This window comes from Pseudoblastomonas marina, from assembly GCF_014641655.1.
GTDB lineage: Bacteria > Pseudomonadota > Alphaproteobacteria > Sphingomonadales > Sphingomonadaceae > Alteriqipengyuania_A > Alteriqipengyuania_A marina.
On record NZ_BMID01000001.1, the window covers coordinates 702,499 to 728,359 of the forward strand.

At 64.8% G+C, this 25,861-nt stretch carries 30 protein-coding genes; 13 read left to right on the forward strand and 17 right to left on the reverse strand.

Translation table 11 applies throughout. The features are described from left to right. The first annotated feature begins 13 nt into the window (after positions 1-13). The 6 genes from IEW49_RS03425 to IEW49_RS03450 all read left to right on the forward strand — a co-directional run bounded on the left by IEW49_RS03425 (position 14) and on the right by IEW49_RS03450 (position 4,950). Entirely contained in the window at positions 14-664 is a 651-nt protein-coding gene (locus tag IEW49_RS03425) for an SRPBCC family protein (protein WP_188641364.1), read from the forward strand. Between the two features lie 320 nt (positions 665-984). Then, the gene (gene rpsM / locus IEW49_RS03430; protein ID WP_188641365.1) at positions 985-1,353 is read left to right on the forward strand and encodes a 30S ribosomal protein S13; all 369 of its coding nucleotides are present in this window, start codon (positions 985-987) and stop codon (positions 1,351-1,353) included. Positions 1,354-1,421: 68 nt separating this feature from the next. After that, positions 1,422-1,811: a 30S ribosomal protein S11 gene (gene rpsK / locus IEW49_RS03435; RefSeq protein WP_160616633.1), complete on the forward strand. Its 390-nt coding sequence runs from the start codon at positions 1,422-1,424 to the stop codon at positions 1,809-1,811. Positions 1,812-1,920: 109 nt separating this feature from the next. Further along, the gene (locus IEW49_RS03440; protein ID WP_188641366.1) at positions 1,921-2,976 is read left to right on the forward strand and encodes a DNA-directed RNA polymerase subunit alpha; all 1,056 of its coding nucleotides are present in this window, start codon (positions 1,921-1,923) and stop codon (positions 2,974-2,976) included. 99 nt (positions 2,977-3,075) lie between these two features. Continuing rightward, positions 3,076-3,498: a 50S ribosomal protein L17 gene (gene rplQ / locus IEW49_RS03445; RefSeq protein WP_188641367.1), complete on the forward strand. Its 423-nt coding sequence runs from the start codon at positions 3,076-3,078 to the stop codon at positions 3,496-3,498. Between the two features lie 93 nt (positions 3,499-3,591). Beyond that, a complete protein-coding gene (locus IEW49_RS03450; RefSeq protein ID WP_188641368.1) occupies positions 3,592-4,950 on the forward strand; it encodes a serine hydrolase domain-containing protein in 1,359 nt (452 codons plus the stop codon). 66 nt (positions 4,951-5,016) lie between these two features. Here IEW49_RS03450 and IEW49_RS03455 read toward each other — a convergent pair whose 3' ends face one another. After that, on the reverse strand, positions 5,017-7,173 hold the full coding sequence (locus IEW49_RS03455) for a sodium-translocating pyrophosphatase (RefSeq protein ID WP_188641369.1): 2,157 nt from the start codon (positions 7,171-7,173) through the stop codon (positions 5,017-5,019). Positions 7,174-7,382: 209 nt separating this feature from the next. Here IEW49_RS03455 and IEW49_RS03460 point away from each other — a divergent pair, with 209 nt between their 5' ends. Both IEW49_RS03460 and IEW49_RS03465 read left to right on the forward strand, forming a co-directional pair. Further along, complete coding sequence (locus IEW49_RS03460) at positions 7,383-7,577, forward strand: hypothetical protein (RefSeq protein ID WP_188641370.1); 195 nt, start codon at positions 7,383-7,385, stop codon at positions 7,575-7,577. Beyond that, complete coding sequence (locus IEW49_RS03465; RefSeq protein ID WP_188641371.1) at positions 7,577-8,575, forward strand: fatty acid desaturase; 999 nt, start codon at positions 7,577-7,579, stop codon at positions 8,573-8,575. The genes IEW49_RS03460 and IEW49_RS03465 overlap by 1 nt, the downstream gene beginning before the upstream one ends. 3 nt (positions 8,576-8,578) lie before the next feature. On the opposite strand, the gene thiL is transcribed toward IEW49_RS03465, so the two are convergent. After that, complete coding sequence (gene thiL / locus IEW49_RS03470) at positions 8,579-9,454, reverse strand: thiamine-phosphate kinase (protein ID WP_188643071.1); 876 nt, start codon at positions 9,452-9,454, stop codon at positions 8,579-8,581. Next, positions 9,451-9,909 (reverse strand): transcription antitermination factor NusB, encoded by a 459-nt coding sequence (gene nusB / locus IEW49_RS03475; RefSeq protein ID WP_188641372.1) that lies wholly within the window; start codon positions 9,907-9,909, stop codon positions 9,451-9,453. Before nusB ends, thiL begins: the two co-directional genes overlap by 4 nt. A 94-nt stretch (positions 9,910-10,003) precedes the next feature. Here nusB and IEW49_RS03480 point away from each other — a divergent pair, with 94 nt between their 5' ends. Beyond that, entirely contained in the window at positions 10,004-11,089 is a 1,086-nt protein-coding gene (locus tag IEW49_RS03480; protein WP_188641373.1) for a DUF2332 domain-containing protein, read from the forward strand. A gap of 3 nt (positions 11,090-11,092) precedes the next feature. Here the strand turns inward: IEW49_RS03480 and IEW49_RS03485 are convergent, their stop codons facing one another. The 4 genes from IEW49_RS03485 to IEW49_RS03500 are packed head-to-tail and all read right to left on the reverse strand — an operon-like array spanning position 11,093 to position 14,002. After that, complete coding sequence (locus tag IEW49_RS03485; protein ID WP_188641374.1) at positions 11,093-11,995, reverse strand: alpha/beta fold hydrolase; 903 nt, start codon at positions 11,993-11,995, stop codon at positions 11,093-11,095. After that, a complete protein-coding gene (locus IEW49_RS03490) occupies positions 11,992-12,831 on the reverse strand; it encodes an SDR family NAD(P)-dependent oxidoreductase (RefSeq protein WP_188641375.1) in 840 nt (279 codons plus the stop codon). Before IEW49_RS03490 ends, IEW49_RS03485 begins: the two co-directional genes overlap by 4 nt. Continuing rightward, entirely contained in the window at positions 12,828-13,721 is an 894-nt protein-coding gene (locus IEW49_RS03495; RefSeq protein WP_188641376.1) for a pirin family protein, read from the reverse strand. The genes IEW49_RS03490 and IEW49_RS03495 overlap by 4 nt, the downstream gene beginning before the upstream one ends. Then, complete coding sequence (locus IEW49_RS03500; RefSeq protein ID WP_188641377.1) at positions 13,718-14,002, reverse strand: BolA family protein; 285 nt, start codon at positions 14,000-14,002, stop codon at positions 13,718-13,720. The genes IEW49_RS03495 and IEW49_RS03500 overlap by 4 nt, the downstream gene beginning before the upstream one ends. A gap of 53 nt (positions 14,003-14,055) precedes the next feature. Between IEW49_RS03500 and IEW49_RS03505 the strand changes: the two genes are divergently transcribed. Next, the gene (locus tag IEW49_RS03505) at positions 14,056-14,649 is read left to right on the forward strand and encodes a J domain-containing protein (protein WP_188641378.1); all 594 of its coding nucleotides are present in this window, start codon (positions 14,056-14,058) and stop codon (positions 14,647-14,649) included. 9 nt (positions 14,650-14,658) lie between these two features. Here the strand turns inward: IEW49_RS03505 and IEW49_RS03510 are convergent, their stop codons facing one another. The 6 genes from IEW49_RS03510 to IEW49_RS03535 form a co-directional block, all read right to left on the reverse strand. Continuing rightward, on the reverse strand, positions 14,659-15,051 hold the full coding sequence (locus IEW49_RS03510; RefSeq protein ID WP_188641379.1) for a DUF302 domain-containing protein: 393 nt from the start codon (positions 15,049-15,051) through the stop codon (positions 14,659-14,661). 94 nt (positions 15,052-15,145) lie between these two features. Beyond that, a complete protein-coding gene (locus tag IEW49_RS03515) occupies positions 15,146-15,820 on the reverse strand; it encodes a dihydrofolate reductase family protein (RefSeq protein WP_188641380.1) in 675 nt (224 codons plus the stop codon). Positions 15,821-15,823: 3 nt separating this feature from the next. Further along, positions 15,824-16,309 (reverse strand): VOC family protein, encoded by a 486-nt coding sequence (locus tag IEW49_RS03520; protein WP_188641381.1) that lies wholly within the window; start codon positions 16,307-16,309, stop codon positions 15,824-15,826. Continuing rightward, positions 16,302-16,931 (reverse strand): glutathione S-transferase family protein, encoded by a 630-nt coding sequence (locus IEW49_RS03525; protein ID WP_188641382.1) that lies wholly within the window; start codon positions 16,929-16,931, stop codon positions 16,302-16,304. The genes IEW49_RS03520 and IEW49_RS03525 overlap by 8 nt, the downstream gene beginning before the upstream one ends. A gap of 4 nt (positions 16,932-16,935) precedes the next feature. Beyond that, positions 16,936-17,715, reverse strand: coding sequence for a VOC family protein (locus IEW49_RS03530; RefSeq protein ID WP_188641383.1), 780 nt, complete (start codon positions 17,713-17,715; stop codon positions 16,936-16,938). A gap of 3 nt (positions 17,716-17,718) precedes the next feature. Beyond that, positions 17,719-18,090 (reverse strand): DUF1428 domain-containing protein, encoded by a 372-nt coding sequence (locus IEW49_RS03535; RefSeq protein ID WP_188641384.1) that lies wholly within the window; start codon positions 18,088-18,090, stop codon positions 17,719-17,721. 65 nt (positions 18,091-18,155) lie between these two features. Between IEW49_RS03535 and IEW49_RS03540 the strand changes: the two genes are divergently transcribed. After that, positions 18,156-18,839, forward strand: a complete 684-nt coding sequence (locus tag IEW49_RS03540; protein WP_188641385.1) for a winged helix-turn-helix transcriptional regulator — start codon at positions 18,156-18,158, stop codon at positions 18,837-18,839. On the opposite strand, the gene IEW49_RS03545 is transcribed toward IEW49_RS03540, so the two are convergent. Further along, complete coding sequence (locus IEW49_RS03545; protein WP_188641386.1) at positions 18,836-19,714, reverse strand: oxygenase MpaB family protein; 879 nt, start codon at positions 19,712-19,714, stop codon at positions 18,836-18,838. The genes IEW49_RS03540 and IEW49_RS03545 overlap by 4 nt on opposite strands. Positions 19,715-19,800: 86 nt before the next feature. Here IEW49_RS03545 and cobS point away from each other — a divergent pair, with 86 nt between their 5' ends. Then, complete coding sequence (gene cobS, locus IEW49_RS03550) at positions 19,801-20,793, forward strand: cobaltochelatase subunit CobS (protein ID WP_188641387.1); 993 nt, start codon at positions 19,801-19,803, stop codon at positions 20,791-20,793. A 39-nt stretch (positions 20,794-20,832) separates the two neighbouring features. Next, positions 20,833-22,944: a transglycosylase domain-containing protein gene (locus IEW49_RS03555; RefSeq protein WP_188641388.1), complete on the forward strand. Its 2,112-nt coding sequence runs from the start codon at positions 20,833-20,835 to the stop codon at positions 22,942-22,944. A 75-nt stretch (positions 22,945-23,019) separates the two neighbouring features. Here the strand turns inward: IEW49_RS03555 and IEW49_RS03560 are convergent, their stop codons facing one another. From IEW49_RS03560 to fmt, 3 genes are read right to left on the reverse strand one after another with little or no spacing between them, the layout of a single operon-like run. Next, positions 23,020-24,132 carry a zinc-binding dehydrogenase gene (locus IEW49_RS03560; RefSeq protein WP_188641389.1) on the reverse strand — a complete coding sequence of 371 codons (1,113 nt, stop codon included), beginning with the start codon at positions 24,130-24,132 and terminating at the stop codon, positions 23,020-23,022. A gap of 55 nt (positions 24,133-24,187) precedes the next feature. Further along, positions 24,188-24,928: a tRNA pseudouridine(38-40) synthase TruA gene (gene truA / locus IEW49_RS03565; RefSeq protein ID WP_188641390.1), complete on the reverse strand. Its 741-nt coding sequence runs from the start codon at positions 24,926-24,928 to the stop codon at positions 24,188-24,190. After that, positions 24,925-25,830, reverse strand: a complete 906-nt coding sequence (gene fmt, locus IEW49_RS03570; protein WP_188641391.1) for a methionyl-tRNA formyltransferase — start codon at positions 25,828-25,830, stop codon at positions 24,925-24,927. Before fmt ends, truA begins: the two co-directional genes overlap by 4 nt. Between the last annotated feature and the right edge of the window lie 31 nt (positions 25,831-25,861).

The window sequence follows — 25,861 nt, forward strand, 5'->3', positions numbered from 1 at the left end:
ACAGGAGAATCGCATGCGTCCCATGATCGCAGCCGTGGCACTCGCCGTCGCTGGCGCCGGTATCGCCGTTCCGACGGCTTCGGCCGCCAATATCGTCCAGCAGGACGAGCGCGGCTTCCGCATCATCCACATCGTCGAGACCGACGCGTCCCCCGCAGCGGTCTGGCGCACACTGGTGGATCCGGCGAAGTTCTGGAACCCGGAGCACTCGTTTTCGGGCGATGCCGCCAATCTTTCGCTAGAGGCTGCACCCGGGGGATGCTTTTGCGAAATCGCCGACCACCTTGGCGTCGAGCACGCCCGGGTGGTCTACATCGAACCGGGCGTCCGGCTCCGCCTGCGCGGCTCGTTGGGGCCGCTCCAGCAGGACGCGGTGACCGGAATCCTGACCTTCGTGCTGCGCGAGCGCGCGACCGGCGGGACGACGATCAGCGTCGAGTATTCGGTCAGTGGCAATTTCCGCGGCGCGCTTCCGCGGCTCGCCGCTGCGGTCGATGCCGTGATTGCCGAGCAGGGCAATCGGCTCGGCGCCGCAGCGCTCGGCAAGGCACCGGCCAAACGCGAAACGAGCGATGCCGAATCCGCACAACCTGACGATGCGGGCGACGAACAGGACGATGATTTCGGCGCCGCCTTCGGCGATACTCCCGAACCGCAGCGCTGAACGACACCGCAGTCGGGACAGGTCGTTTTGACCGGTGCCTTCCTGCGCGATATAAACCGTCCATCGACCGGGAGGCGGCGTTCGCGCCGTCCGGTTGTCGCGCGCCGACGCGCGGCGTTGACAGCGCGCGCGAATCGCACTAAGCGCGCCCTTCACACCGACAGGTTTTCAAAAATGTCCGGCTGGCCCCACCGATTGGTGCCATTGTCGGGCTTTTTCATTTGCGACCGGTCGGTTGTGCGAAAGAGCGTTGAGATAGGGGGCTCGCCAGCCTGAGATAACCTTTGGCGGCCAAACCCCTGTGGAGCATGGAGAAGTAAGTGGCTCGTATTGCCGGGGTCAACATCCCCACCAACAAGCGCGTGATCATCGCGCTGACCTACATCCACGGGATCGGTCGCACGACCGCCGTGGAAATCGCCGACAAGCTGGGTATCGACCGCACCGCGCGTGTGCAGGACCTGACCGATCAGGAAATCCTGCAGATCCGTGAAACGATCGATGCGGACTACACCGTCGAGGGCGATCTTCGTCGTAACACCGCGATGAACATCAAGCGCCTGATGGACCTCCGCAGCTATCGTGGCCTGCGCCATCGCGCCGGCCTGCCGACCCGTGGCCAGCGCACGCACACCAATGCGCGCACCCGCAAGGGCAAGGCCAAGCCGATCGCCGGCAAGAAGAAGTAAGCGCCTCGCCGTCGGCATTGCTGGCGGCAGCAGCTTTCCTTCCTATCTAAGAGACACAGGAACCACACATGGCACGCGAACCAGGACGCATTAAGCGCCGCGAGCGGAAAAACATCTCCAGCGGCGTCGCGCACGTAAACGCCAGCTTCAACAACACGATGATCACGATCACCGATGCCCAGGGCAACGCGATCAGCTGGTCGTCGGCCGGCATGATGGGCTTCAAGGGCAGCCGGAAGTCGACGCCCTATGCCGCGCAGGTCGCCGCAGACGACGCGGGCAAGAAGGCCGCCGAACACGGTGTCCGCACGCTCGAAGTCGAAATCAAGGGCCCGGGCTCGGGTCGCGAAAGTGCGCTCCGCGCACTGCAGGCGGTGGGCTTCACCATCACCTCGATCCGCGACGTGACGCCGATCCCGCACAACGGGGTTCGGCCGTCCAAGCGCCGCCGCGTCTGACCTGAGTTACCGGCGGGCATGCGCCCGTCGATCGAATTCGGATCGGCCGCGGCTCGTATAGAGCCCTGCGGCCGTTTCCACGCCAGAACCAACTCCCAAGGGGAACCCGATGTCCGTCAACACCAAGAACTGGCAGGAACTCAAGAAGCCCGGCAAACTCGACGTCAAGGAAGGCGGCGACAAGAAGCGCAAGGCGACCTTCATCGCCGAACCGCTCGAGCGCGGCTTCGGCCTGACGCTCGGCAATGCGCTGCGCCGCGTGCTGCTTTCGAGCCTGCAGGGTGCCGCGATCACCTCGATCAAGATCGAGAACGTGCTGCACGAATTCTCCTCGCTCGCGGGCGTGCGCGAAGATGTCACCGACATCGTGCTCAACGTGAAGCAGATCGCGCTCAAGATGGAAGGCGAAGGCGCCAAGCGGCTACAGCTCTCCGCCACCGGTCCGGGTGAAGTGAAGGCCGGCGACATCGCGGTTTCGGGCGATATCGAGATCATGAACAAGGATCTCGTGCTCTGTCACCTCGACGATGGCGCGACCCTCAACATGGAACTCACCGCCGACACCGGCAAGGGCTACAAGCCTGCCGTTGCCAACCGTCCGGCCGATGCGCCGATCGGCCTGATCCCGGTCGACTCGCTGTATTCGCCGATCCGCCAGGTGAGCTACAAGGTCGAGAACGCCCGCGTCGGGCAGGAACTCGATTTCGACAAGCTGAGCCTCACGATCGAGACCGACGGCACCGTCACGCCCGAAGATGCGATCGCCTATGCCGCGCGCATCCTTCAGGACCAGCTGACGCTGTTCGTCCACTTCGAAGACGGCATCCCGCAGCCGCAGCCGGGCATGATCGGCCAGGCCGCGCAGCCGGAAGAGAGCGACACCAACCAGCTCAACCGTTACCTCCTCAAGAAGGTCGACGAGCTCGAACTGTCGGTGCGTTCGGCCAATTGCCTCAAGAACGACAACATCATCTATATCGGCGACCTGGTCCAGAAGACCGAAGCCGAGATGCTGCGCACGCCGAATTTCGGCCGCAAGTCGCTCAACGAGATCAAGGAAGTGCTCAGCTCGATGGGTCTGCGCCTCGGCATGGACATCCCCGGCTGGCCGCCGGAAAACATCGAGGAAATGGCCAAGAAGCTCGAACAGGAGCTGCTGGGCTAAACCCTCGCACAGAACCGTCATCGGGCATGGGCCGGACCCGTCAATCCGGCCCGTATCGGGCTACCTCGTACGGGCCCTCTACGAACGAAGGAATGAAATATGCGTCACGGAATTTCGCAGCGTAAGCTTTCGCGCAAGTCGGGCCACCGCAAGGCCCTTTTCCGCAACATGGCGGCCGCGCTGATCAAGCACGAACAGATCACCACCACGCTGCCCAAGGCGAAGGAACTGCGTCCCTACGTCGAGAAGCTGATCACGCTGGCCAAGCGTGGCGGCCTTTCGAACCGTCGTCTCGCGCAGGCTCGCCTGCTCGACGAGACGCAGCTCAAGAAGCTGTTCGACGTGCTGGCCGATCGTTATTCGGACCGTGAGGGCGGCTACACCCGCATCGTGAAGGCCGGCTATCGCGCAAGCGACGCTGCACAGCTCGCGATCATCGAATTCGTCGACCGCGACGAAGATGCCAAGGGCCAGGACAGCGGCCCGGCGATGACCGAAGAAACCGATTTCGAAGACGCGTAAGTCGCGCTTCGCTTGAACAACGGGAAGGGCCGGGCGGAAACGTCCGGCCCTTTTTCTTTGCGCGTGTCGAGCGATCACGTCACAGAGCCTGACATGAAGACCAAAGCTCTCGCATTCGCCCTCATCGCCAGCTCTTCGCTGGTCGCACTGCCGGTCCAGGCCCAATCCCAGCAGGATCAGCTCGACGCTCGATACGACCGCGCGCTGGCCGCGGGCTACAAGGCGCTGTTCCTGTGCAGCGCGATCGCCAATGCCGAACGAAACGGCGCGACGCGCGACGCGCAAAGCGTGCTCGATTGGGAGCTTACGGGTGTACAGCCTCCGCTCGACACGCTGATGGCGGACATGAATTACAACGTTATCCGCGAGATGGGCACGCCGATCTACAAGGTCGAGGTCGAATGGAGCGACGATATGGCGCCACGCGTCGCCGCGCACCGGACGGGCAAGGGCTGCTCGCTGATGCCGATCGGCTACGACAAGCCGATCCCGGTCAATCCCCCGAGCGATTTGGCACCGACCGACATGGTAGTGGCTGCATTTACCGACGATGCGCTGATCGCGGCGGCCGATAGCGCGTTCGCACAGGTTGGTCCGCGTACTACCGCGGTGCTGGTCAGGCAGGGCGGAAGGCTGCTGGGCGAACGCTATGCGGAGGATTTCGGCCCGGCCGTGCCGCAGCGGACATGGTCGGTCGCCAAGAGCATCGCCGCGACACTGATCGGTGCGGCGGAGCACCGCATGGACACATGGCGGAATGCCAGTGCCGGGTTGGGAGCAGAAACCGGCGACCCGCGCGCGACGATCACGATCGACCACCTGCTGCGCATGGCTTCGGGCCGCTTTTCCGATACGCCGGGCAATCGGACCGATCCGCTCTATTACGGCGGCTCGACGGTCGAAGACACCGCGAGCGGATGGCCGCTGGTGCACGAGCCGGGCTCCGTCTTCCGCTATGCCAACAACGACACGCTGATGGCGGTGAGGGCGATCGCGGAGGCGTTTGACACGCATCCGCCGGCCGAGTTCTTCGCCAAGGTGGGAATGGATCACACGGTCGCGGAAACCGACTGGAGAGGCGAATACATCCTGTCTTCGCAGGTCTGGGCGACCGCGCGCGATCTGGCGAAGTTGGGGCAGCTCTATCTCGACGATGGTGTGCTGCCCTCGGGCGAGCGCGTGCTGCCCGAGGACTGGGTCGAATACGTATCCAGCCCCGCCGGACCGCAGCCCGAAGGACGCAGCTGGGGCTATGGCGCCGGATTCTGGCTGTTCAATAACCACGAAGGCATCCCGGTGGACACCTTCTTCATGGCGGGCAATCGCGGCCAATATGTCGTGATCGTGCCGAGCCGCGACATGGTTATCGTCCGGCGCGGGGAGGACCCGACGGGATCGGGTTTCGACATCGAGGCCTTCACGCGCGACGTTCTCGCCGCGCTGGCGGAATGAAAAACCCCGCCGGATCGCTCCGGCGGGGTCCTTCCTGACCGGTCAAGCGGTCGCTGGTTCGATCGATCAACCGGCCGCGAGCGCCGCGAGCAGCAGCAGCGCGACGATGTTGGTGATCTTGATCATCGGATTCACGGCCGGGCCGGCGGTGTCCTTGTAGGGATCGCCCACCGTGTCGCCGGTCACCGCGGCCTTGTGGGCCTCGGAGCCCTTGCCGCCGTGATTGCCGTCCTCGATGTACTTCTTCGCATTGTCCCACGCGCCGCCACCGGCAGTCATCGAAAGCGCCACGAAGATCCCGCCGACGATCACGCCGAGCAGCAATGCCCCGACGGCCGCGAACGCGTTTTCCTGGCCCGCGATCAGGTCGATCGCGAAATAGACCACGATCGGCGCCAGTAGCGGCAGCATCGACGGCACGATCATTTCCTTGATCGCAGCCTTGGTCACCAGGTCGACCGTCTTGGCGTAGTTCGGCTTGCTGGTGCCTTCCATAATGCCCGGATCGTTCGCGAACTGGTCGCGAACGTCGACCACCACGTCACCGGCGGCGCGGCCGACGGCGGTCATGCCCATTGCACCGAACAGGTACGGCAGCAGTGCGCCGAGCAGCAGGCCGACGATGACGTAGGGGTTCTCGAGGCTGAAATCGACGTCAGCTTCCGGGAACAGCTTGGCCAGGTCGGTGGTGTAGGCGGCGAACAGCACCAGCGCGCCGAGTCCCGCCGAACCGATCGCATAGCCCTTGGTCACGGCCTTGGTGGTGTTGCCCACCGCGTCGAGCATGTCGGTCTTTTCCCGCACGCTCTCGTCGAGGCCCGCCATTTCGGCAATGCCACCGGCATTGTCGGTAACGGGGCCGTAGGCGTCGAGCGCGACCACCATCCCGGCCAGCGCCAGCATCGCGGTGGCGGCATAGGCGATGCCCATGAGGCCGGCGAGCTGGAAGGTCGCGATGATGCCCGCCACGATCACGAGCGTGGGCAGGGCGGTCGATTCGAGGCTGATGGCGAGGCCCTGGATCACGTTGGTGCCGTGGCCCGTCTCGGAGCTCTTGGCGATCGAGCGCACCGGGCGATAGTTGGTGCCCGTGTAGTACTCGGTGATCCAGATGATCAGGCCGGTGATGGTGAGGCCGATGACCGAGCACCAGAACAGGTCCCAGCCAGTGAACGCGACGATCTGTTCCGCCGTGCCTTCTTCGGCCAGCGGAGCACCGGGATCGACACCCGAGGCAGCCGCACCGATTTCGGTGCCGATACCGCCGAGCGCGTAGTCGATCACGAACCAGATCAGCGGCACGGCGAGGACCGCGGAAATGACGAAGCCCTTGTACATCGCGCCCATCACGTTCGTGCCGCCCTTGCCGAGCTTCACGAAATAGGTGCCGATGATGCTGGTTACGATGCAGGCACCGCCGATCAGCAGCGGGAGCGCCATCATCGGGGTCAGCAGGTCGCCCAGGATATCGCCGAACAGCAACGCGGTCAGCACCATGGTGACGCCGACGGTCACGACATAGGTCTCGAACAGGTCCGCCGCCATGCCCGCGCAGTCGCCGACATTGTCGCCGACATTGTCGGCGATCACGGCCGGGTTGCGGGGGTCGTCTTCGGGGATGCCGGCTTCGACCTTCCCGACGAGGTCGGCACCGACGTCGGCGGCCTTGGTGAAGATGCCGCCGCCGAGGCGCGCGAAGATCGAGATCAACGAGGCACCGAATGCGAGCCCGACCAGGCCGTAGACGACTGCGTCGCTATCGGCAGCATGACCGCCGGGACCGGTCAGGTACCAGTAGAACACCGCGATCGCGAGGAGCGCGAGGCCCGCCACGAGCATGCCGGTGATCGCACCCGCGCGGAAGGCGAGGGTCAGGCCCTGCTGCAGCCCGCTTTGCGCGGCTGCGGCGGTGCGAACGTTGGCGCGCACCGAGATGTTCATCCCGATGAAGCCCGCTACGCCCGAAAGGATCGCACCGACCACGAAGCCGGTCGTCGGGATCGGTCCGAGAAATACGAAGACCACCCCGGCCACAACCACGCCGACCATGGCGATCGTGGTGTATTGTCGTTTCAGGTAGGCCTGCGCGCCTTCCTGAATCGCCCCGGCGATCTCCTGCATTTTCTCATTGCCGGCACCTGCGCCTAGCACCTGGCGACTGGTGACGAAGCCGTAAACGACCGCCAGCAGACCCAGCACGATGGAAATTTGTACCAATGTCACGAGATTGCGCTCCCCCTTGGAAAACTGTTGCGCATGAAAAATCGGCTCTGCCTTCCCCGACAGAGCCAATCCGAAGTTTGAAACTATATCGGCCAAAAGAGGGAGGGCAAGCCCCATGCGTTGCGCTTTTGCCCCGTTTTGACGCAGCATTTGGCAAGCAACCGCAAGGAATCTTGCTCAATTTCATGGTTTATAATACGTTAAGCGCCATGCAGTCCTTTCTCAAAAAGCTGTTCTTCGTGATGCCGTTCCTGTTCGGGATCGGCTTCATTGCGCCCCTCATTGCGCAGAGCATGGCCGAATTCGGCTGGGAGGCGCCGTGGGGCCTCTCGCTGATCGCGTTCGGTTTGCTGATCGGCGCGCCTTGGGGCCTTTATGCGACCGTGCGGGGAAGGTGGGTCTGATGGACCGTATCGACGATATCGGTATGCGCACCGGTGAGACCGCGCTGTACGATCCGGTACGCGACGATGCCGAGACGCGCCTGGCGATCCCGCTGCGTGCCGGCGACGGGCTCGACAAGCACACGCGCCTGCAATTGCGCAAGGAAGAGCAGCGCATCGCAAAGAAATATATGTCGACCCCGCAGCAGATGCGGATCTACACCGTGATCACGGTCGGTTGCTTCCTGGCGTGGCTCAGCTTCTTCCCGCTGACGATGCTAGATATCTTGCCGGTGTGGCCGTGCTTCATCGCCAGCTGCGTGTTCGCTGCGGGCGGCTACATCACCAGCCACGAGGCGATGCACGACAATATCGGGCGGCGTGGGACCAAGTACCGGTTCTGGAACGAGCTGGTCGGCGAAATCAGCACGATCATCCTGATCTTTCCGTTCTCGATGGCGCGGATGATGCACCTGCATCACCACTATCACTGCAACCATCCCGAGAACGATCCCGACTATACCGACGAAGCGCCGAGCGCGTTCAAGGCCTGGATCAAGACATGGCTCAACCGCCAGCCCGGCGCCGACGGATCGATCCATCATTACAAGCGCGTGCTCGAACGGATCGGGACCAAGGGCGCGCAGAAGGCACTGCGCGACACGATGATGCTGCAGCTGTTTTCGATGGCGGTGTTCTTCACCATGGCGTGGAGCGGCTTTGCGATCGAGGCGGCGCTGCTGTGGTGGCTCCCGCGCCATATCGGCCTCAGTTACATCCGTTTCTGGCTCAGCTGGGCCCCGCACCACCCGCGCGACGGCCATGGCCGCTACGAGAACACGCGCGTGTTCCGGACCTGGTTCGGCAAGACCTGGGTAGGCCACTGGATGTCGATGGGCATGCAGTACCACATCGTTCACCACCTCTATCCGGGCATCCCGAACCACCGAACGAAATACGCCTATTACGAGCTCAAGCCCGTGCTGGAAAAGCGCGGAGTGGATTGCTCGGCGCTCTAGGCCTCAGTGCTGATAGCCGAGGCCTCCGGGTCCCGCATATTCCTCGCCATCTAGTTTCAATGGCACTTCCCCGGCTTCGACGGTGCCGATGCGATGGACTTCGCAGGGTAGCTTCGCCTCGTTCGGCGCTGTGAAGAGCAGTTCGTAATCGTCGCCCCAGCGCATCGCATCGCTGCGGCGATTTTCCGGCGCCGCGATCGGCACGGCCGTGCTGTCTATCGCCAGCGTTGCACCACTCGCAGCGCCCATTCGCCAGGCATCGAGCAGCAAGCCGTCGGAGATATCCATCATCGCGGTGACGATCGGCGCCAGCGCCCGGCCTTCGGATAGCTGCGGCAGTGGCCGACGATAGCTGGTGCTGTCGGCACCCGTCCCTTCACGCAGCTTCTCGAAGCCCATCATCGCCGCGCCAAGCGGTCCGGTGACATAGATCGCATCTCCCGCCTGCGCCCCACTGCGCGATGGGACAGGCGTATGGGTGGCTCGCCCGATTGCGGTCAGCGTCCAGCTACGAGGGGCTCCCTGCGGCATGCTCACCGTGTCGCCACCGAGCAATGGCGTGTCGAACCGCTCGATCGCTTCCCGCAAGCCCGCCAGGAAGCGCTCGTCGTCTTTACCAAGCGCATGGCTGAGCAGGAGCCCGACCGGTGCGGCCCCCTTGGCAGCCAGATCGGATAGGTTCACCGCGACCAGTTTCCACGCAATATCTGCAGGATCCTGCGAAGAAAGCGCATGCACCCCTTCGACCATCGTGTCCTGCGTCAGGACGAGTGTTTCGTTTCCGATTTCGAGGACCGCGGCGTCGTCGTCCAATCCGCGTGCGGCGGGATCGGTCGCGATCGCACGCAACCCCGCAATAAAGTCGAACTCGCCGCTCAGTTGCGTACGTCCTTGGCCACCGCGTCGAGCACGCCGTTGACGAACTTCGCTTCGCGGTCGTCGAAGAACGCCTTGGCCACGTCGATATATTCGCCGATCGCCGCGCCGGTGGGGACGTCGGGGCGGGCCATCAGTTCGTAGGCGCCGCAGCGCAGGATCTGCACCATCGTCTTGTCGAGGCGCGCGATGGTCCAGCCTTCGGCGAGCTTCTCGACCAGCTTGGCGTCGATCTCGTCCTTGCGCGCGATCACTCCGGCCACCAGGTCGTCGAAGAAATCGACGTCGGCTTCGGCATATTCCTCTTCCTCGATCACCTTGCCGAGGCGGTGATGGTGGAATTCGTCGAGCAGCTTGGCCTGCGCGGTGCCCTCCATCTGGTGCTGGTAAAGCGCCTGGACCGCGCCGAGGCGGGCGGCGGAACGGGCGGTGGCGCGCTTGTTGGCGGGGGCATTCATGCTGGAACCTCGATAATCCGGGAGCGCTACCCTATAGGAGCGCGGCAGTTTCGGGCCATGTAGGCCAGCCAGTGGCACGCGACAAGGAGAGTGGATGGACGCCGAGTACAAAGCCATCGATATCGACGCGACCGGGGCAGAAGCGGTGGCGACCGCATTCGAGAACCAGGTCGCCTATTGTCGCTCGAACGGGGCCGACATTACCGCCTGCGTTTGCGAGGGGGTGTACGGCCTGCTCGAAACCTCGCGCGGGGGGATGATGATGGAGCGGGTCCGGCGCTGGGCCGGGCCGCCGCTGGCCGATGCGTTGCCCTTGCGCGTGGCGGGCGGATTGCACGCCCTGCACCTGTCGGGCGAAGAACCGGATCTGAGGCCGCTCTATACCGGCAAGCGCGTGTCGGACGTCACGGAACTGCTGGCCGACGTGATCGAGCGCCACGAGGCGGTGCTGATGCCGTGGCTCGATACCCCGCCGCAGACCAACGAGATCGGACGATCGGCGAATTTCATTGCCGCCATGCTCTGGCTCGCCGAACGGGGGCTGCCCGCGACCTTTGCGCCGTTCGAAATCGGCTCGAGCGCGGGGGCGAACCTCATGCTTCGGCGCTTCGCCTACGATCTGGGCGGAGTGCGCGTGGGCAAGCGCAATCCGGTGGTGGAACTGGCGCCCGAATGGCGTGGGTCTCCGCCGCCCGATCGCGAGATCAGGTTGCGTCGCTCGATCGGGTGCGACATCGCACCGATCGATCTCACCGATCCGGCCGAACAGGCGCGCCTGAAAGCCTATGTCTGGCCCGAATTTACCGAACGGCTGATGCGGATCGACCGCGTGATCGCGAGCGCGATGGAAAGCCCGCCGGGGCTGGTGCAGGCGGACGCCGCCGACTTCGTCGAGGCGCAGCTTGCCGAACCGCGCCGGGAGGGGGAGACGCAGGTGCTGATGCACTCGGTTATCTGGCAATACCTGCCCGACGACAAGAAGGCCCGGATCACCGCGGCGATGGAGGCGGCCGGCGCGAAAGCGACCAAAGATGCGCCGTTGGCCTGGATCGCGGTCGAGGCGAACCGCGATACGCACAAGCATGAGTGCCGCGTGCGCTACTGGCCCGGCGGCGAACAGGAAGTGCAGCTCACCAACGCGCACCCGCACGGTGCGTGGATCGAGTGGGTGGCGCCCTAGTGGTCAGGCCGAAGCGCGGCCCAGAAACGATTCCATCGCCTCGTTGACCGCCTCCGGCGCTTCCCACGGGACGAAGTGCCCGCAATCGGGCACTTGCGCTATGGTAAGGTTGTCGATCACCTCTTCGAGCCCCTCGATGTTCTGCGGAGGGAGGGCGAGATCGTCCATTGCCCAGATCACCAGCGTCGGGATCGCCAGCTTGGGTAGCGGCGGCGGGTTGTAGCTTTCGGGAATCTCGAACGGGGCGTCCATCGGGGGGACGTCGATCGGGCTCGCGCGATACCAGTTGAGCATGCCGAAGGCGGCGTCGCGATCCTGCCAGTCCCGCATCAGCGCGTCGCGCTCTTCCTGCTCCATCGCGGAGGGACGATCCCACTTCACTTCCTTCATCAGGATGCCGACGAGCCCGTGTTCGCGCACCAGCTCGTCGTTGGCGGTGTCGCGGAAGCCGCGCATGTACTGGCTAGAGCGGCGCTGGCCCTCGTCGAGATAGAGCAGCCGCTGGAAAACCGCCGGATGGGGGGCGTTGGCGATCACGGCGCGGGTCACGCGGCCATTCATCTGCCCGCCCAGCGCCACGCCCCAGGCGATCGCGCCCCCCCAATCGTGGCCGACCACGGTGAAACTCTCGACCTCGAGCGCGTCGGCCAGGAGGAAGACATCGCCGATCAGCTTGTCGGGCGTGTAGGCCTCGACCTCCTGCGGCTTCGACGATCCGCGATAGCCGCGCTGGTCGGGTGCGATGCAGCGATATTGTTTCGAGAAATGCGCGATCTGGTGACGCCAGGTGCGGTGGCTCTCGGGAAAACCGTGGAGGAAGATCAGGACCTCGCCATCGCGCGGGCCCTCGTCGACCACGTCGAGTTCGATCCCGTTGGCGAGTTTGACCCGTTGCTGGTGCATCATTTCCCTCCGCTTGCGCCGAGCTTCTCGGCATAGCCCTCTTCCATCAGCGCGGCCATGCGGTCGAAGACCTCGTCCTGGGTCTTGCGCAGTTCCCCCATCCGGCGCTCGGCACCGTCGGATACGATCACCTCGCGCTCACCGGCGGTCACCGCATCGACGATCTCGCGCGCGGCCTTGCCCACCGGCATACCGTTGTCGATTGCTTCGTCGCTGAAGCCGCGCGGCTTGGCATCGGCACCGAGCGCGTTCTTCGAAACGTCGGTCGCGACCGAGCCAGGCGCGATCACGTGGACGTCGATCCCGTGCTGTTTCACCTCGGCCCGCAAGGCATCGGCATAGCCGATCAGCCCGAACTTCGCAGCGGAATAGGCGGTGCGGAGCGGCACGCCGACCTTTCCCGCGATCGAAGAGATGAAGACCAGCTTGCCGCCGCACTGTGAGACCATTTTCGGCAAAATCGCCTGCGTCAGTTCGATCTGCGAGACGAGGTCGATATCGATGATCTGCCGATAGACCTCCATCGAGGTTTCGAGCGCGAGGCTACGCTGCGAGATCCCGGCATTGTTGACCAGCACGTCGATCCGTCCGGCCCAGGCGAGCGCGCGTTCGACGCTGCGCTGCATTGCCTCGCTGTCGCGCACGTCGAACGGAACCGTGATGGTCTCCGCGCCGGTGCGGTCGGCGACTGCGGACAGGCGCTGCAAATCGCGTCCCGACAGGATCAGCTTTGCACCGCGTGCGCCCCATTCATGCGCCAGCGCGCGGCCGATGCCCGAGGAGGCCCCGGTGATCCAGACGACCTGCCCCTCGGCGGTCTTCGCGGGCGTTTCGTTCATGGGTAACTTACCGTCTTGGGTTGGCCGTCGGGGATGGGGATGCGCTCCTCGCTGTCGCCGGGGACGAGAGGGAACCGCTCCTTGCGCCAGTCCTCCCTGGCCTGATGGATGCGCTCGCGGCTGGAGCTGACGAAGTTCCACCACACGTGGCGTTCGCTGTCGAATGCCTCGCCCCCCAGCAGCATGATCTTCGCCCCGGTTGCCGATGCCAGCGCGATGTCGCGCCCCGGTGCGAGGACGTAGAGCCGATAGCGTTCGAGCTCGACGCCATCGGCCTTGGCCGCGCCGTCGACCAGCATCACCGCGCGTTCGTCGGCCTCGCTGTCGACCGGGATGGTGCCGCCGGGCGCGAGATTGATTTCGGCATAGATCGTTTCCGCATGGGTCGTGGTCGGCGCGCTTTCGTCCCACAGCTCGCCCATGATGACTCGCGCGCTCGCCCGGCCATCCTCGATCAGGGGCAGGGCGTCATGCGTTTCGAAGGCGGGGTCGATCTCTTCCTTGCGATCGGGCAGCGCGAGCCAGGTCTGCATCCCGAACAGGCGCGGGCCGCCGTCGCGTTCGTCCTGCGGGCTGCGTTCGGAATGGACGATGCCCTTGCCCGCGGTCATCAGGTTCACCGCGCCGGGGCGGATGGTGGAGAAGGTGCCGAGGCTGTCGCGGTGGTCGATCGCGCCCTCGAACAGCCAGGTGACGGTGGCCAGGTTGATATGCGGGTGCGGGCGCACGTCCATGCCCGATCCCTGGTCGAGCTGCGCGGGTCCGAATTCGTCGACGAAGATGAAGGGACCGACCATGGTCCGTGCCCGCGAGGGCAGCACGCGCCGGACCTCGAACTGGCCGAGATCGTGGGTGACCGGCTCGATCGTCTGGGTGATTGGCATGGTCATGCGCTTTCGCCCGGCGCCAGCGCCTTGACCGACAGCGCGTGGATGCGCTGGCCGGGCAGGTCGCCGAGCACCCGGTTGACGAGCCGCTGGCGTTCTAGCCGAGTCAGGCCTTCGAAGCGGTCGCTTTCGACCAGGATCGAGAAATGCGATTCGCCGCTGCCGTCGTCACCGGCGTGGCCGTGATGCTTTGCGCTGTCATTGGCGATTTCGAGCCGTTCCGGCGCAAGTTCGCGTTCCAGCATGGCGCGCAATTCGCGTTCGATCGGGCCGGTTTGTGTCATGCTTCGTCCTTCAAGGGGTTTTCATTGCACGGAGCGATACCAGATAAAAGGGCGTGCGACGCGACAGGTTCCATGGACGGCATGAAGGTGCCGAGCGGGTGTGCGAGCATCCGACCTGCCGCGAAGCGGGTGAATTTCGCGCTCCCGGCTGGCGCGGATCCAATTTCGACGGACCGGGCGAATATCGCTGGTTCTGCCTCGATCATGTGCGCGAGTTCAACGCCGGTTACGATTTCTTCGAAGGCCTGAGCGCGGAGGAAATCCTTGCCGCGCAATCTCCCTCGGCGGGCTGGGCGACCGGCAGCCGTGCCTTTACTTCGACTGCGGGAGTGGACGGGCTCCCGCGCTGGGCCGATTTCGACGATCCGCTCGACGCGATCGGCGCGCGTGCCCACGGCATCAAGAGCCGGTCCCGGCGCGAGGCAGAAATGGCGCAGGACGGGCGCTTCACCAAGGAAGAGGCCAAGGCGCTCGACGCGATGGGGCTCGGTCTCGATGTCGACCGCCATCGCCTGCGCCGCCGTTATTCCGAGCTCGTTCGGCGTTATCACCCTGACCGCAATGGCGGAGATCGCCGCCACGAGGCGCGATTGGGTCGCGTAGTCGAAGCCTACCAGTTGCTCAGGAAATCCTCCGCGATCGGGTGACGGCCAAGTTCATCCGCCAAGTGCACGGATCACCCTCGAAAGCTTGGTCCGGATATCCTCCGCTGCGGCTTTGAGTTTCCCGTTGTCGATCGCCTGCATCGATGCGAGCGGATCGATTGCCGCCACTTCGACCTCATTTTCGCCCTGCTGCTGAACCACGACATTGCACGGCAGCATCGTCCCGACCTTGTCTTCGATCTGGAGCGCCTCGTACGCAGCTCGGGGATTGCAGGCGCCGAGGATGGTGTAGGCGCGGAAATCCACCCCGAGCTTCTGCTTCAGGGTCTCACGCATGTCGATTCGCGTCACCACCCCGAAACCTTCTTCGGAAAGCGCCTGTTCGGTCCTTGCCAGGGCATCTTCGAACGAAGCCTGGAGCGTGGTGGAAATGTAATATGTCACTGCGTGCCTCCTTGCCCTCCCAATCACCGATCGGCCGGAGTGGTTCCGGTTCGATCGGCGAGCCGGTCAGATCAAGGCCGAAACCCGCCGTGCCTTACCAGCGACCCTCCTTCATCCTTTGCTGGCGTACCGCTTCGGCCTCGCTTTCGATCGGGTCGGGGGCCGTGTCGGGATAGGGCGGGAGTTCGCCGCCCGGGCGATAGGTCGCGATGGTGGTGCCCCGGGGCGTGACCGTATGCGCGGTCATTTCGAGCCGATCGACGGGCGTCCCGGTGCCGAACAGGCGCTTGCCCTGGCCGAGCGTGAGCGGGAAGATCATCAGGATGAGTTCGTCGATCAGCCCGGCGGCGAGGAGGTCGGGGTAGATCGTGCTCGACCCCTGGATCACGAGGCGCGGACCATCGCCTGCCTTGAGCTGCGCGACATTGTCCACCCCAGCCAGCCGGTGGCTGTTCTGCCATTCGAGCTCCGTCTTGTCGCGGGTCAACACGTATTTGTTCGCGCGATCGAAGGCTTCGCCCATCGGCTTGTTCTCGCCTTCGACATACGGCCAATAGGCTGCGAAGATATCGTAGGTCCGCCGACCCAGCAAAAGGTCGTATTCGCCCGAGAACAGCGCGCCGAGCGTTGGCTCGAGCCCTTCGTCCCAGAGCTTGAAGACCCAGCCTCCCTCGTCGAAGCCGCCGGTCGGGTCTTCGTCCGGGCCACCGGGTGACTGCACGATACCGTCGAGCGAGATGAAGGCGGCGCCGGTAATCTTGCGGGGCATGGCCTATTCTCCCGCGATCGCGGCTTCGATCGCCGCATGGTCGATCTTCACCATTTGTTGCATGGCCGCGAAGACCCTCGCGCGCACCTCGGGGTCTTCGTGATCGAGCCCGTCCATCAGCCCGCGCGGAATTACCTGCCAGCGCATGCCGAAGCGGTCGGTGAGCCAGCTGCAGGCCATTGGTGTGCCGTTGTCGCCGAGCAATGCGTCCCAGTAGCGGTCGGTTTCCTCCTGCCTCTCGGTGAAGACCTGCAGCGACATCGCATTGCTGAACGTATCGTCGGTATTGCCGTTCATCGCCATCGCGCGCAGGCCGAGCAGGGTGAGGCCGATCGTCAGGACGTCGCCCGCCTTGCCGCCGGGCCAGTCGCTCGGCGATCTATTGACCGCGTGTACCTCGCTGTCGGGGAACAGGTCGCAATAGAACCGCGCGGCCTCTTCGGCGCCGCTCTCGAACCACAGGCAGAGGGCGACATTCTCGTCAGCCATTGGTCATCTCCGCGTGAAGTTTCGCATCGGCGGCGCGCGCTGCCTTGTAGGCGGCACGGGCCTGGATGCGCTGCTGGTATGCCTTGAAGCCGTCGCGTTCGGGGATTGAGCCGAACATCAGTCCCCAATCGACCTGGCTACCGACATAGACATCGGCCATGGTGAAGCGATCACCGCAGACGAAATCATGATCCGACAGCCACTCGTCGAGCGTGTCGACGACGAGGTCGTAGGTGCCGAACCCCGCCATCGCGCGCTTCTCTTCGTCGACTTCCCAACCCATCGCCTTGGCCGTGACCGCCGCTTCGACCGGCCCGGCAGCGAAGAACAGCCAGCGGAAATAGCTCGCCGCCTCGTGGTCGTTGGGCAGCAGGCCTGAATCGGGGTGAGTATGCGCGAGATAGTGGCAGATCGCTGCCGCCTCGGTCACCACGTGATCGTGGTCGCCGTGATGGTGGACGAGGGTCGGGACCTTGCCCATCGGATTGGCCTTGGTGAGACCCGCCGGTTTTGCGCCCCACTCGACCAGCACGGTTTCGAAATCCGCGCCCGCTTCGATAAGCGCCCAATGAGCGATCGCGCCCCGGCTCATCGGGTTGTGATAGAATGTGAATTGCGCCATCCGCCTAGCTCCCTTTCTTGCCGATCAATGCGAAGAACGCGCCCTGCGGGTCCATGCCGTTGATGATAAATTCGCCCCCGGGAATCTCCATCGGCCCGGTCATGACCTGCCCGCCATGCGCCGTCACGTATTCGGCCGCAGCGTCGATCTCGGGCACTCGCAGGTAATAGACCCATGCCGAAAACGGCATCATGTCCGGCTTCTTCATGATCGCGCCGAGCGTGTAGCCGTTGACCGAGAACATTTCGTAGAGGCCCATCTCGCCCATATCCATCTCGTCGACCTTCTCCCATCCGAACAGGTCGGTGTAGAACGCCTTGGCGGCGGCGGGATCGGCGGTGACGAGCTCGTTCCAGGCGCAATGGCCTTCGCGCGGTTCGTGCTTGGCAAAGCTCTCGCTCACCGCGCCCTCGCTCGTCATCAGGTAGATCGGCACCCCCTGCGGATCCATGATCATCGCGAAGCGTCCGACATCGGGAATGTCGCTCGGCGCCATCAGCACCGAAGCTCCTTTCGCCGTGGCCTGCTCGGCGGCCTTGTCGACATCGTCGACAGCGACATAGCCGGCCCACATCGGCTGGGCCCCGCCGGCGGTCATCTCTGCTGTCAGAGGCATGATCCCGCCGACTTCGACGCCGTCCTTGGTGATGAGGTGGTACTCCATGTCCGGCATGTCGGCGCGGGCGAATTCCCAGCCCAGCAGCGGCCCGTAAAAGGATTTCGCGCCTTCGGCATCGCCGGTCAGCAGCTCGTACCAGATGAAATCGCCATGCTTGTCGTTCATCGCTCAGTCTCCCCCGAGTTCGACGACCGGGGCGAAGCCGCCATAGATCAGCCGCGCACCGTCGAACGGCATCGGGTTCTTCTCCATGTCCATGCGCGGATCGTCGAAATCCTCCGACATCATCTTTTCCATTGCCGCATCGCGAGTCGCCTTGTCGGGCCATTCGATCCAGCTGAACACCACGCTCTCGTTCTCCTCGGCTTTCACCGCCATGCGGAAATCGGTGGTCTTGCCGTCCTTCACGTCGTCGGCCCAGCACTCGACGATGCGGGTCGCGCCCATGTCGACAAAGGCGCTGTCCGCGTATTTCGCATGGTCGATGAATTTCTGCTTGTTGGCGGTGGGGACCGCGATCACGAACCCGTCGATATACATTTGCTCTCTCCCTTTTCCGACTCGCGACTTGCGAAGAATGACCCGCTCAGTTACATAAATCAACAATGAAGTTACAAAAAGAAACTACACTGCACGGCAAGTGGTATGACGACGCGTGCGGAACGGCTTTCGGCATGGAGGTGATCGGTGAGCGCTGGGCGCTGCTGGTCGTCCGCGAGCTGATGTTCGGGCCACGTCGATTTTCCGACCTGCGCGCGAGCCTGCCGGGGATTTCGGCCAAGGTTCTCACCGAGCGACTGGCAAGCCTCGAAGGCGTGGGCGTCGTCGAACGGATCGAGGTGCCACCCCCGACGCCGGCGCGGCTCTACGGGCTGACGGACTGGGGGCAGTGCGCGGAGCCCCTGATCCAGGAGGTGGGGCGCTGGGCCGCGCGTTCTTCGCGGCACGACCCGACATTGCCGCTGTCGCCTGTCTCGTTGATGCTGTCGTTCCGCACCATGCTGGTACGTGAGCGGCTCGCGCCGCTGGAAGGCTCGGTCGGCTTCGATATCGGGGGCGAGACCTTCGTCGCCTCGCTCACCGGGGATCTCCCGATTGTTCGCGGACAAATCGATGGATGCAATGCGATCATTCGCGCCCCTGCGGCAACCATCATTGCCGCGCATGTCTATGGCGACGTCCCACTAGACGAACTCGAGCGCGACGCGGAATTGACGATCGCAGGAGACCGCACGCTGGCGGAACGACTGCTCGCCTGCTTCGAACTCCCGCCCAAGGCCGACGCCTAGTCCGGGTTGCGATACCCGCCGTTCTGTCGGAACGCCCAGCGCAACGTGCGGCCCATCGCCTGCGTGGCCAAGCGGGCAGGCAGGGCGCCGATCCCGGGGCGCTCGAGGCCGAGCATGGCGCGGGCGAAGGGCGGCAGTCGTTCGACAGCAGCAGTCGCGATGGCGCGCTGGACCGCTGCCGGGGCCCTTTCGGGCTTGGCGGCGAGCACCAATTGCGCGACCTCGCGAGCCTGCGCGGAGCCCTCCAGTTCGCGCCGGAAGTCCCGGAACAGCTGTTCGGCTTCGTAACGGCTTTCGGGAACCGGATCGGCATCGAGCATTCGCGCGACGACCGCGAACTGGCGGAAATACTCGTCCTGCGCGGCGCGCGGCATGTCGGGGCGGACGAAGGCGCGATAGGCATCGAGGAAGCTCAGCGCTTCGGCCAGATGGACCCAGGCGAGCGTGCGCGGATTCCGCGCCGAGTAGGGCGTGCCGTCAGGCAACCTGCCGCTGACTTGGCCGTGTATTCGATTGACCCGCGCGATGGCATTCATCGCCTCGTCGCGATGGCCGAAAGTGGTCACTGCGATGAAGCGCGCGGTGCGGCGTAACCGGCCGTGCATGTCGGCCCGGAAGTCCGAATGATCGAGCACGCCCTGCAATGCGTGCGGATGGAGCATCTGCAGCAGCAGTCCGCGCACGCCGCCGACCATCATTCCGACGACATCGGCATGGACCATGCGGATCGGCGAATCGCGCTCGAACAGCGCCTCGTCGGAAGGCGGGACCGGTTGCTGGCCGCCCTCGACGTCATTGAAGGTCGCGCGCACCTGAGACACCAGGCGGCTACGGAACGCTTCGGTCGCGCGGTCGAAGGGGGAAGGACGGGTCATTGAGGCACACAATGCGCGGGTCGAACATTGCTGTCGAGCGGGGATAGCTATTGCGGCCCGCCCCGCGCTTCCCTAACTCGCCCGCCATGACCGAGAGCACCGATAGCAAGCCGACCTCCATGGAAACCACCATTCTCGCCGCTCCCGACACCGAAGTCGACGTGCGCGAAACCTTCGGTATCGATCTCGACTGGAAGGTCCCGGCCTTTTCCAAGGCCGACCAGCGCGTGCCCGATCTCGACGAGGATTACGTCTTCGATCCGCAGACCACCAAGGCGGTGCTCGCCGGCTTCGCGCATGATCGCCGGGTGATGATCCAGGGCTATCACGGTACCGGCAAGTCGACCCATATCGAACAGGTCGCCGCGCGGCTCAATTGGCCGACCGTGCGCATCAATCTCGACGCGCATATCAGCCGGATCGACCTGATCGGTCGCGACGCGATCGTGCTCCGCGACGGGCTGCAGGTCACCGAATTTCGCGAAGGCCTGCTGCCGTGGGCGCTCCAGCACCCGGTGGCGCTGGTGTTCGACGAATACGACGCCGGTCGCCCCGACGTGATGTTCGTGATCCAGCGGGTGCTCGAGCAACAGGGCAAGCTGACCCTGCTCGACCAGAACCGCGTGATCCGCCCCGATCCGTATTTCCGCCTGTTCGCCACTGCCAACACGGTGGGCCTCGGCGACACGAGCGGGCTCTATCACGGTACGCAGGCGATCAACCAGGGCCAGATGGACCGTTGGAACATCGTCGTCGGATTGAACTATCTCCCGCAGGACACCGAGGTCGAGATCGTCTCGGCCAAGGCGCAGGGCGTCGACGAAAAGACCGTCACCGCGATGGTCAAGGTCGCCGACCTCACCCGCCAGGGCTTCATCAACGGCGACATCTCGACCGTGATGAGCCCGCGCACCGTGCTCACCTGGGCGCAGAATACCGCGATCTTCGACGATATCGGTTTCGCCTTCCGCCTCTCGTTCCTCAATAAGTGCGACGAGACCGAACGCATGCTTGTGGCCGAATATTACCAGCGCGTTTTCGGCGAGGAATTGCCCGAAAGCGCCGTCGGCGCAGGTTAAGCTTGGCGAAGGCTGTCTTAAGCTGTTAACACAGCAGTGATGCACGGTTCGACCTACACCGAATCCGGATGGAGACGCTTCTGGCCGTTCGGGCGCCGCCAGCGCGAAGAGCGTGCGCAGTTCGAAGCGCGGCTGTCCGATTACGATCGGCGACTGGCCGAACTCGAGACCGATCTCGAAGGCGGGGCGGGCGGTGCGGCGGGCAAGCTCGCTCCTGCCGGGGGTCACTCATGGGGCTGGTGGATCAAGCGTGGGCTGCTCGCTTGCCTCGCGATCTTCGTGCTGCTCGTCGCCTATCTTGCCATCACTGCGCCACTATCGAAGTCGCTGCAGCCGATCGCTGCGCCGCAGATCACCTTGCTCGCCGCCGACGGCACGCCGATCGCGCGCAACGGGGCGATGGTGGCCGAGCCGGTCAAGGTCGCCGAGCTACCCGAGCACGTCATCCAGCCCTTCCTCGCGATCGAGGACCGGCGGTTCTACGATCATTGGGGCGTCGATCCGCGCGGGATCGGGCGCGCGGTCTTCACCGGCGTGGGCGGGGGCAGCACGATCACCCAGCAGCTCGCCAAGTTCACCTTCCTCACCCCCGAGCGGACGCTCACGCGCAAGGCGCGCGAGGCGCTGATCGCGTTCTGGCTCGAAGCGCGACTGACCAAGGACGAGATCCTCGAACGCTACCTCTCGAACGCCTATTTCGGCGACAACATGTACGGGCTGCGTGCGGCTTCGATGCATTATTTCTACCGCAAGCCGGAGAACCTGAAGCCCGAACAGGCGGCGATGCTGGCAGGGCTGCTCAAAGCACCCTCGCGGCTTGCGCCGACCAAGAATTACGACCTCGCCAAGGAGCGTTTCAAGCTGGTCGTGGGCTCGATGGTCGAGGCAGGCTTCCTGACCGAAGCGCAGGCCGCCGCAATGCGCCCGCCGGCGCTCGACGTCCGGACCGAGCGCGACCTGCCGACCGGCACCTATTTCGCCGACTGGGCGCTGCCCGAGGCGCGGAAATTGTCCGAGGTCGGTTATAATCGCGCGACGATCACGACTACGCTCGATGCGCGGTTGCAGGCGGCCGCCAGGCGAGCGGTCGAACGCGCACCGGGCGGGGCGCAGGTCGCGCTGGTGGCGATGCGTCCCAACGGCGAAGTCGTCGCGATGGTCGGGGGGCGCGACTATTCGCAAAGCGCGTTCAATCGCGTGACGCAGGCCAAGCGGCAGCCCGGCTCGACCTTCAAGCTGTTCGTCTACCTCGCCGCGCTCGAGGCGGGGATGCGACCCACCGACACGATCGACAACCGCCCGATCACCGAGGGTTCGTACCGCCCGCAGAACTCGGGCGAGCGCTATTCGGACGCGATCACGCTCGAAGAGGCGTTCGCGCGCTCTTCGAACGTCGCGGCGGTGCGGCTGTGGCAGAAAGTCGGCGACGACGCGGTGATCGATGTCGCGCGGCGGCTGGGTGTGAGCTCGTCGATCACGCCGGGCGATCCGAGCGTCGCGCTCGGCACCTCGACGATGACGCTGATGGAACTCACCGCGGCCTACGCTGCGGTCGCGGCGGGCGAATACCCGGTCGAACCGCGCGCCTTCCCGGCCGAGGAGAAGAGCTGGTTCGAGCAGTTGACCAGCGGCGGCGGCTTCTCGCGCCGGGTGCAGGACGACATGCAGACGCTGCTGCGTGCAGCGATCAACAAGGGCACCGGGCGTGCGGCGATGCTGCGGGTGCCCAATTTCGGCAAGACCGGCACGACGCAGGACAATCGCGATGCGCTGTTCGTTGGCTTTGCGGGAGACCTCGTAGTCGGCGTGTGGGTCGGCAACGACGACAATTCGCCGCTCGGCAATGTTTCGGGAGGCACCGTGCCGGCGCGTATCTGGCGTGACTTCATGACCGCGGCGCTCGGCGGTCGGGTCGCGCTCCCGTCGCCTTCGCCGGCCCCGGCGGAGGACCCCGGCACCCCGATCGAGCCGCAGGACGTGCCCGATATCGAGGATATCCCGCTCGGCGAGAACGGAGCTCGAATGCGGATCCGCGACGGCGAGGTCGTGATCGAGGGGGATGCCGACGTGCCGATCGATTTCCGCATCGACGAGGACGGGATCCGTGTCGAACCGCGGCGGCGCGAGGAAGAGGCCGCACCCGAACAGTAAAAAGGGCCCCGATCTCTCGGAGCCCATTTTCACCTGTTGCGGTTTTTACGGCCTGCTCTCGTGCAGGACCGGCGGTCAGCCATTGGGTGTGACGAGGTATTTCTCGCCTGTCGCCATCTTGCGATAATCGAGGATCGCATCCTTGGTCAGCATTTCCTCGAGCCCGACCTTCTTCTTGTAGCTGCTGGCGAAGGTCGTGGTGAGGTTGTCGAGCACGCGCTGGCGCATCCGCATGACCGTTTCCATCCCGGCGTTCTGGAGGAACGGCGTCAGCAGCCAGCCCGACAGCGTCCAGCCAAAACCATAGGACGGCGTGAGGGTGGTCGGCCCGAAGTCGAGCCGGCCGTAGATGAACATGCGCTTCGCCTGGTTCGAGCCGTAGCGCGAATATTCGTCCATCTTCGCGACCGCGACCTGCTCCATCGCCTTGAAGCAATGGTCGACCATCTGGCCGCCACCGATCGGATCGAAGCCGTAGAACGCGCCGGTCGCATCGATCGCCTTGCGCAGCTGGTCCATGAAATCGTCGTCGGAGGAATTGACCACCCATTCGGCGCCCTGCGACTTGAGCAGTTCGGCCTGCTCGTCCTTGCGCACGATATTGACCAGCGCGATCCCGTCTTCCTGGCAGATGCGGTTGAGCATTTGGCCGAGATTGGAGGCGCCGACCGTGTGGAGGATTGCGCCCTGGCCATCGGCCTTGGCGTTCTCGACGAAGCCGAGCGCGGTCATCGGATTGACGAAGCTCGATGCGCCTTCCTCGGCGCTGTGATCGCCCAGCGGCAGGCACATCGTGGCGTCGGCGATCGCATATTGGCTGAACGCGGTGCCGGGCACGCAGGCGACACGTTGCCCGACCAGCGCTTGCGCCATCTCGCCGTCGCCCGCAGCGACGACGGTGCCCGCGCCTTCGTTGCCCGCGGGGAGGCGCTGGCCGTGACGCGCCTTCGAACCGGTGTTGAACGGTTCGGGCATGTTGGCGACCACCTTGCCCGGTGAATACTCGGCGTTCTCGAAATCAGCCGCCCCGGTCAGGATCGCGAGATCGGATGGGTTGATCGGCGCGGCCTCCATCTTGACCAGAACCTGATTGTCCTTCGGATCGGGGAAGGTGCTCTCGGCGATTTCGAGGGTGAGGGTACCGTCGCTTTCGAGCGTGGTGAAGAGCTGCTTGCCGGTGGTGGTCATTGGGTTCTCCTTTGCAACTTATGTTAAGGTGCGGTGGGACCGAATACAACCGCAGTCAGGGATATGCGGCCTCGACGAAATACAGCCCCTCGGGCGGTGCATTCAGCCCCAGCGCCTGCCGATCGCGCGCTTCGAGCGCATGGCGCAAATCCTGCGCCGTCCATTGTCCCTTTCCGACCAGCGAGAGACACCCGACCATCGAGCGGACCTGGTGATGGAGGAAGCTGCGTGCCGCGGCGTGGATGTGAACTTCGTTGCCGTGGCGTTCGACGTCGAGGCGGTCGAGCGTCTTCACCGGGCTGTCCGACTGGCAATGGACCGAGCGGAAGGTCGTGAAATCGTGACGGCCGACGAGCGATTGCGCGGCCTCGTGCATCGCTGCCGCGTCGAGTTCGGTCGCGACATGCCAGACGCGGCCGCGATCGAGCGTCGGGCGCGCGCGGCGGTTGAGGATGCGGTAGAGATAGCTTCGCTCCACGCACGAAAAGCGCGCGTGCCAATCATCGTCGACCGTCTCGCACGCGATCACCACGATCGGATCGGGCCGCAGATGCGCGTTGATCGCCTCCATCAGCCGGAACGGCGCGATCTCCTTCGCGATATCGGCATGGACGCGCATGCCGAGCGCATGGACGCCGGCATCGGTGCGACCGGCGGCGTGGACGCGCACCTCTTCGCCGGTGACGCCGTGGATCGCCTCTTCGAGCGATTGCTGCACGCTCGGCCCGTCCTTCTGGCGCTGGAGCCCGAAAAACGGTCCGCCGTCGAATTCGATGGTGAGCGCGAACCGGGTCAAGCGAGCCGGGTCCCTTCGGGGAGGGCATAACCGCGCAGCAGGTCGGCCGTATCCATCGCCGGCTTGCCCGCGCGCTGGATCCGGGTCGGGCGCAGCGCACCGTAACCGCAGGCGATCGTCAGCTCGTCGTCGAGGACCTTGCCGGGGATGCCTTCATGCCCGTGTACCTCCGCGGCGAGGACCTTGAAGCGCTCGCCCTCGTGCTCGAACCATGCGCCGGGGAAGGGTGCGAAGGCGCGGACCTTGCGCTCGAGCGCGACCGCGCCCTCGGACCAGTCGAGCCGCGCCTCGCGCTTGTCGATCTTCTTGGCGTAGGTCGCTTCCTTGTCATCCTGCTCGATCGGCTGGTGCAGGTCGAGGTCGCGCAGCGTGCCGACCATCAGTTGCGCGCCGATCTCGGCCAGTTCCTCGGTCAGCGCTCCGGCGGTCTTGTTTTCGATCGGCACGCGCGCGGTCGCGAGCATCGGCCCAGTATCGAGCCCGGCCTCCATCTGCATGATGGTGATCCCGGTCACGCTGTCGCCGGCAAGAATCGCCCGCTGGATCGGTGCAGCACCACGCCATTTGGGCAGAAGCGAGGCATGGACGTTGAGTGCGCCCTTCGTGGGGATGTCGAGCACCGCCTGCGGCAGGATCAACCCGTAAGCCGCGACCACCAGCAGGTCGGGCTCGAGCTCTGCCAATCGCGCTTGTTCGGCGACATCGCGCAGGCTTTCCGGATGCCGCACCTCGATATGGCGCGTTTCCGCCTCTTCATGCACGGGCGTGCGCTGAAGTTTCTTGCCGCGCCCGGCCTTCCTCGGCGGCTGGGTGTAGGCCGCCGGGATCGTGTGCCCCGCCTCGTCGAGCGCGGCGAGCGTCGGCACCGCGAAATCGGGCGTTCCCATGAAGACGATGCGCATAGCTTTCCCGCGATCCTTTCGCATTGCGTGA

Coding starts and splice junctions, on each gene's coding strand:
- IEW49_RS03555 (WP_188641388.1), top strand. CDS start 20,833: ATGCACGGTTCGACCTACACCGAATCCGGATGGAGACGCTTCTGGCCG.
- IEW49_RS03515 (WP_188641380.1), bottom strand. CDS start 15,820: ATGCCCCGCAAGATTACCGGCGCCGCCTTCATCTCGCTCGACGGTATC.
- IEW49_RS03560 (WP_188641389.1), bottom strand. CDS start 24,132: ATGACCACCACCGGCAAGCAGCTCTTCACCACGCTCGAAAGCGACGGT.
- nusB (WP_188641372.1), bottom strand. CDS start 9,909: ATGAATGCCCCCGCCAACAAGCGCGCCACCGCCCGTTCCGCCGCCCGC.
- IEW49_RS03480 (WP_188641373.1), top strand. CDS start 10,004: ATGGACGCCGAGTACAAAGCCATCGATATCGACGCGACCGGGGCAGAA.
- IEW49_RS03500 (WP_188641377.1), bottom strand. CDS start 14,002: ATGACACAAACCGGCCCGATCGAACGCGAATTGCGCGCCATGCTGGAA.
- IEW49_RS03545 (WP_188641386.1), bottom strand. CDS start 19,714: ATGACCCGTCCTTCCCCCTTCGACCGCGCGACCGAAGCGTTCCGTAGC.
- IEW49_RS03485 (WP_188641374.1), bottom strand. CDS start 11,995: ATGATGCACCAGCAACGGGTCAAACTCGCCAACGGGATCGAACTCGAC.
- cobS (WP_188641387.1), top strand. CDS start 19,801: ATGACCGAGAGCACCGATAGCAAGCCGACCTCCATGGAAACCACCATT.
- rpsK (WP_160616633.1), top strand. CDS start 1,422: ATGGCACGCGAACCAGGACGCATTAAGCGCCGCGAGCGGAAAAACATC.
- IEW49_RS03425 (WP_188641364.1), top strand. CDS start 14: ATGCGTCCCATGATCGCAGCCGTGGCACTCGCCGTCGCTGGCGCCGGT.
- IEW49_RS03540 (WP_188641385.1), top strand. CDS start 18,156: ATGAAGTTACAAAAAGAAACTACACTGCACGGCAAGTGGTATGACGAC.
- rplQ (WP_188641367.1), top strand. CDS start 3,076: ATGCGTCACGGAATTTCGCAGCGTAAGCTTTCGCGCAAGTCGGGCCAC.
- IEW49_RS03450 (WP_188641368.1), top strand. CDS start 3,592: ATGAAGACCAAAGCTCTCGCATTCGCCCTCATCGCCAGCTCTTCGCTG.
- IEW49_RS03520 (WP_188641381.1), bottom strand. CDS start 16,309: ATGGCTGACGAGAATGTCGCCCTCTGCCTGTGGTTCGAGAGCGGCGCC.
- IEW49_RS03535 (WP_188641384.1), bottom strand. CDS start 18,090: ATGTATATCGACGGGTTCGTGATCGCGGTCCCCACCGCCAACAAGCAG.
- IEW49_RS03490 (WP_188641375.1), bottom strand. CDS start 12,831: ATGAACGAAACGCCCGCGAAGACCGCCGAGGGGCAGGTCGTCTGGATC.
- fmt (WP_188641391.1), bottom strand. CDS start 25,830: ATGCGCATCGTCTTCATGGGAACGCCCGATTTCGCGGTGCCGACGCTC.
- IEW49_RS03495 (WP_188641376.1), bottom strand. CDS start 13,721: ATGACCATGCCAATCACCCAGACGATCGAGCCGGTCACCCACGATCTC.
- IEW49_RS03465 (WP_188641371.1), top strand. CDS start 7,577: ATGGACCGTATCGACGATATCGGTATGCGCACCGGTGAGACCGCGCTG.
- IEW49_RS03525 (WP_188641382.1), bottom strand. CDS start 16,931: ATGGCGCAATTCACATTCTATCACAACCCGATGAGCCGGGGCGCGATC.
- IEW49_RS03530 (WP_188641383.1), bottom strand. CDS start 17,715: ATGAACGACAAGCATGGCGATTTCATCTGGTACGAGCTGCTGACCGGC.
- IEW49_RS03460 (WP_188641370.1), top strand. CDS start 7,383: ATGCAGTCCTTTCTCAAAAAGCTGTTCTTCGTGATGCCGTTCCTGTTC.
- IEW49_RS03440 (WP_188641366.1), top strand. CDS start 1,921: ATGTCCGTCAACACCAAGAACTGGCAGGAACTCAAGAAGCCCGGCAAA.